Genomic DNA, 5148 nt, shown 5'->3' with positions numbered 1-5148 from the left:
AGTGGGGGATGAAGAAAACACCCCACTGATTAAAGTTTCACTTTATGTTGGTTTTTCAATTTGTATTTATATATAACACCCAGTTCTTATGGGTGGTGAATCTCTGTTTGAAAAGTGGAGATTCACCACCCGTTAGAACGGGGATAAAAAATAAAGGAGGTTTTACATATGGAAGCAAACGTAAACACGCAGAAGGTAAGTGGAGAAAAGCCATCATTATTCGGAATGATTACCTCACCTAGTGTGCAGTTTGAGAGAATGAGAGGTAATGCACCGGTGTGGGGCGCGTTTTTCTTAATGGCTGTATTAATCGGTATTGTCGGGGCTATAGCTGCATATTTACTTTCTATTGATCCTGCAATTGTCGCACAAAAAAAAGAATTTGGTTTTGAAGTGCCTATCGCAGTCACGTTAGGTAGTGGCTTTGTGCTTACAGCAGTTGGCGCTATGATTACATTCTTTATTGGTGCAGCTTTGTATAAAGTACTTATGATGTTTATGAGCAATGATACGTCTTATAAGAAATTATTAGCAATTACTGTTTATTCTAGTATTATTACGACTCTTGGTGGCATTATTAATGTAGTATTAGCATTGATTCTTGGTGGAAATGGTCAAGAAATGTATACAGGATTAGGACCGCTATTTGCTTCTACTGGCGGCGTTGTACATGGCATTGCAAAATCAATTGAAGTTTTCACGATTTGGGGATTAGTTGTAACAGGGTTAGGACTGCACATTACAGCCGGCTTAAGCAAGAAACAAGCGACGATTTTTGTTGTAGTTTTCTTTGTTCTATCAATAGCATTTGGAGCAGTTAGTGGCTTAGTTCCAAAAGCATAATAAAATTATGTTTATCAAAACGGCTCATGTAGAGCCGTTTTTTTTCGTACATTGACGAAGCGCCGAAGACAAAATTGCTATGGAATTTCACATAAGACTAGCAGAATTTCAAATATTGCATAGGCAAATTTGAAATTTTGCTAGTCTATCATGAAATGCAGTGCGGTGAAAGAGGTGCTGTTTTTTTATAAGATAAAGGTACCGCGGAATACCAAAGAGGTATACCTTTTAGAAATGGGTTAAACGTGAAGCCAGTTACCTTTACGGAAACAGTAGCGCTGTATGAGAAGATGATTAAAAATCAAATGAAGAAGCTTTGTATTTACCGAGATTATGAAGAGTATTATCAGTGCGGGCTCATTGCACTTTGGCGGGCGTATGAGAAATATGATGAGGAGAAGGGGAGCTTTCCGGCATATGCGCTTGTGACGGTGCGTGGATATTTGTTAGAGCAGTTAAAGAAAGAGTGTCGTGTGCAAGACAAGGAAGTTTGTACGGAGCATTATGTATTAGAAAATATAGGCGGTGAGGAGAAGCAGAGAGAGATGTTTGAGTATATGAGTATGCTAGAAGAGAATGAGCAGTTTGTCTTATTTGAGCATTTCTACGGTGGAAAGAAAATGCGCGAGATTGCAACTGAGCTAGGGATGACGTATCATCAAGCGCGCTGGATATATAGGCAAGCGCTAAACAAAATGCGGGCGCATGCAGTGGAATAATGATAGAAAAGGGAGGCGGTAGCCTCCTTTTTCTATATGTATGCCGAGTTCACTTAAAGAGGAGGAAAAGAACGATCTATTGATAGTTTCATTTTATCTAGAAGAATGAGTTTTGCTAAAATATGACCAGCTTTCATCCATTGATTCTTCATTTGATTGGGACTAATAGGGAAAATTTGATTTTTACCATTATGAAAATGTATGTTTGTGTAGCGTGAATCGTGAGGTTCAATTCTTTCGATGTAAGCATAAAATATCCAGGAGCATGTCCAAGATGAAGGTGACTTTGTAGGAATGGCGCACATGAGGTTTTGGTGATCAATAGGGATTGGAACGTTTTGTTTAAAACAACAACATTCTTGAATGGCTAATCGTTTGCCTTCATAAGTCGAGTAGTTTCGCATAATGCAACTTTCACGAATGAGCTGCAGCGGTGTTTTCACTGAAAAGATGATTCTTTGCGCTTCCCAAATTTTCGTTTGATAAACAGGATGAGCGTACGCCTCAAGTGCCATCGTTTGTGCGGAAATTTCATACCAATCAACTAAGTCAGTCAATGGAAAAGCCTCCTCATATTGTAATGAATTACACTTCCTATTATAAAAATAAAATATAAAAACAATTTAAAGAATTTGTAAATTAATGTTAAAAAATGTATATATTTACTGTTTCCCCTCGATATTTGCGGAATGGATGCCCCGCTAGAAATTTGTAGCTATTTAGGTTGTCTAATTTGCAATGGGATTCCATATATATGAAAATAGAAAGGATAGGCGGTGAGGAAAGATGAAGTGGAAATATGTACTTCTCGCTTTAGCTGTCGTGTTCTTCGTATATTTAGCAAATAGTAACCCGAGTAAAGGAGAATATACAGACTGGGCAGCAAAGCAGTTTATGACACGAAATGATATTCATAAGAAATTGTCGGAAGTTGAGCAAGAAGATAAAGAAGGGCTTCTTGGTGAGTTAGCTACAATTGGAAAGAAATTAGCGAAGAACTATGTAGAGCCGCAAGTTGGTTTATTAATTGATCACTATACGAAGCGGAATGACTATATTTTTTTCTCGACATATACAACAGAGTTTCAGATAGGGAAAGAAAATTATAAATATGTTTCAGTCGGTATTTCACATATCTTTATACCAGTTGAAATGCCAAAAAAGAAAGAGGGGTAGCCCCTCTTTCCTTTTTGCTTATATGTTAATGTTCACTTCAGAAATGCTCTTTTCGACAATGCGTGCGCCTTTTTTGCGAGCATGCTGTCCAAATGTTAGAAAAATGCCAGCGGATAGAATGGTATCCATGACGCTATTTACGGTTTGTTCGTTTACAGGTGTAACAGGATTTTCAATTGAGAAAGTGGCTGTTTTACCGTCTTCCTTTAAGAAAACGAGTTCTAGTACTTCCATTTGTTATTCCCTCCTTTTGTTATAGGTTAGATACGTCAGTTGTGCTCACAAGCTGTACTGAATCAAGTTTGTGCTGTTGTAATGAAGCAATTGCAGTTGCAACTTCGTGTACTTTGTTTAAGTCCGCATCTGGTTTGACGTTTTTAAATTGTTTGTTTTTCATGATCGCTTTGCCGTTTTTGTCTGTACCGCCGTTTAGGACAAGACGTAAGCTCATATCAGATACAATCGTTTGAATCGCCATGTTTTTCACCCTCCTTTCGTCATATATATAGGCGGGAAGGTCATATTTTTGGCGTGAATTTTTTCTTTTTTTTTGATACGCTTAAAGGAAATAAAGTAAGGAGTTTTAAACATGAAGCGTAAGTGGTTATTTTGGATTCCCGTTTTAATATGGATGGGGGTCATTTTTTATTCATCTTCTCAGCCATATAAGAAGCAAGATATGCGTTCAGATATCACAAAATATGTAAATGTGGAGTTTGTGAAAGAGCATTTTTCATGGGTATCTATTGATTATGGCGGAGGTACTCCTATTAGCATTGCGAACAAAGGTGTCGGTGGTTTTATCGAATTTTTTATTCGTAAAGGCGCCCATTTTACTGTGTTCGGTATTCTTGGAGCATTGTCATATTTCGCGTTATTGCAGTGCGGGCTTAAACGAAAGTACGTTTTCTGGTTGGCGCTGCTTCTCGTCGCTGCGTATGCGAGCATGGATGAGATTCACCAAGCTTTCACAGGTGACCGCACACCGATGTGGCAAGATTCGGTATTAGATACGTGCGGTGGTTTCACAGGTATCTTAATAAGTAATTTTATTTGGAAAAGAAAAAGGAGCTGAGATAGCTATAGCTATCAAGTTAACAGAAATACTCCAGATGCTGAAAGCATCTGGAGTATTTTTGATGGAAAGTTCTCTGTTCTATTCGATGAGCCAATCCGAACAGATGACTCTATTGCAATCAGGGTGTCAAAGCCTGACAAGCAAGAAGTAATTTTGTGTAGCTATATCAAAAACGGCAACAATGTCGATGTGTGGATTAAAAGTAATTCTACATCTAGTACATCTGTTACGTTGCAAATAACGATTTTAAAGCCTTATATGTCTGTAACAGGATAATGAATTAAAAGATATCTACCTTCCTAATATTTTATTTTTGATAATTTTTTGCTACTATAATATAAGATTAGGAGGAGGACTCTTTGTAATCCAATAAGTTTCTACATGGCCTGTATTATACTTATCATTTGGTCGTTTCTGAATCTAGGTGAGACTACCAAGCTCCAGCGAGCTGGATAATTATATTCTCACTATTATTTATTAGTAAGAGATATGGAAAGGAACAACTCAGAAATGAAGTACAGAAAACAAGAAAAAGAATAAAAATAAAAATAGTTTGGTAATAGGGTGATTACACTGTGTTAAAAAAATTGTGGTATATAAGTAAGTCTAACGATATGGTATTAAAGATGCTATCAAGAATTTATAATACGATAATGTTTAATCGAAAAAAACTCAAAGGAAAAAATAACTTAATTAATGTTTCTGGAGCGTTTATTAAAAATAGTAGAATTTTTGTCGCTGGTAATAATAATAGGATACTATGTGAAGATGGAGTACGCTTAGTTAATTGTCGTTTTCATATACTAGGTGATAATCATCAAATAATTATCAAGAAAGGCTGTTACGGAATAAACTCTACATTTTGGATCGAGGATAACAATTGTTCGATATCAGTAGGTTCGAAAACGACAATGGAGGGTATAGGAGTATCTGTAACAGAGCCTTTTTCATGTATAAACATTGGAAGTGATTGTATGTTTTCAGCAGGAATTGATATAAGAAACGGTGACTCCCATTCAATAATTGACATAAATACTAATAGAAGAATTAATTATGCTAAGGATATTAATATAGAAGACCACGTTTGGATAGGGCGTGATGTGAAAATTCTAAAAGGTGTAAGAATAGGTTCAAATAGTGTTATTGCAGCAAATGCTATTGTGACTTCTAATATACCTGAAAATCATATTGCAGCTGGTATTCCTGCAAGAATTGTTAAAGAAAATATTACATGGGATAGAAAAAGAATTTATGAATGATATAATAAATTCAATTACTAATAAAGAGAAGCAGGTACGCCATAACCATTAAGTTAACAAAAACACTTCAGAT

General features: G+C 36.2%; 8 protein-coding genes. 5 read left to right on the top strand and 3 right to left on the bottom strand.

Features of this window, described 5'->3' with window-relative positions:
- Nucleotides 1-168 precede the first annotated feature (168 nt).
- Entirely contained in the window at nt 169-843 is a 675-nt protein-coding gene (locus V7024_RS04650) for a Yip1 family protein (RefSeq protein WP_335516301.1), read from the top strand.
- 245 nt (nt 844-1088) lie between these two features.
- Nucleotides 1089-1562 carry a sigma-70 family RNA polymerase sigma factor gene (locus V7024_RS04645; protein ID WP_335516298.1) on the top strand — a complete coding sequence of 158 codons (474 nt, stop codon included), beginning with the start codon at nt 1089-1091 and terminating at the stop codon, nt 1560-1562.
- A gap of 53 nt (nt 1563-1615) precedes the next feature.
- Here V7024_RS04645 and V7024_RS04640 read toward each other — a convergent pair whose 3' ends face one another.
- Nucleotides 1616-2119: a competence protein ComK gene (locus V7024_RS04640; protein WP_335516296.1), complete on the bottom strand. Its 504-nt coding sequence runs from the start codon at nt 2117-2119 to the stop codon at nt 1616-1618.
- 229 nt (nt 2120-2348) lie between these two features.
- On the opposite strand from V7024_RS04640, the gene V7024_RS04635 reads away from it, so the two are divergent.
- Nucleotides 2349-2738: a DUF4359 domain-containing protein gene (locus V7024_RS04635; protein WP_335516294.1), complete on the top strand. Its 390-nt coding sequence runs from the start codon at nt 2349-2351 to the stop codon at nt 2736-2738.
- A gap of 18 nt (nt 2739-2756) precedes the next feature.
- Here V7024_RS04635 and V7024_RS04630 read toward each other — a convergent pair whose 3' ends face one another.
- A complete protein-coding gene (locus tag V7024_RS04630) occupies nt 2757-2972 on the bottom strand; it encodes a DUF2922 domain-containing protein (protein WP_335516291.1) in 216 nt (71 codons plus the stop codon).
- A 19-nt stretch (nt 2973-2991) separates the two neighbouring features.
- The gene (locus V7024_RS04625) at nt 2992-3216 is read right to left on the bottom strand and encodes a DUF1659 domain-containing protein (RefSeq protein WP_335516289.1); all 225 of its coding nucleotides are present in this window, start codon (nt 3214-3216) and stop codon (nt 2992-2994) included.
- Between the two features lie 111 nt (nt 3217-3327).
- Between V7024_RS04625 and V7024_RS04620 the strand changes: the two genes are divergently transcribed.
- The gene (locus tag V7024_RS04620) at nt 3328-3813 is read left to right on the top strand and encodes a VanZ family protein (protein WP_335516287.1); all 486 of its coding nucleotides are present in this window, start codon (nt 3328-3330) and stop codon (nt 3811-3813) included.
- A gap of 578 nt (nt 3814-4391) precedes the next feature.
- On the top strand, nt 4392-5075 hold the full coding sequence (locus tag V7024_RS04615; RefSeq protein ID WP_335516284.1) for an acyltransferase: 684 nt from the start codon (nt 4392-4394) through the stop codon (nt 5073-5075).
- The last annotated feature ends 73 nt before the right edge of the window (nt 5076-5148 follow it).

The sequence above is a fragment of the Bacillus sp. JJ864 genome (assembly GCF_036963045.1).
Lineage (GTDB): Bacteria > Bacillota > Bacilli > Bacillales > Bacillaceae_G > Bacillus_A > Bacillus_A pseudomycoides_C.
Note: the sequence above shows the minus strand (reverse complement) of the source record. Positions and strands in the feature narration are given on the sequence as shown.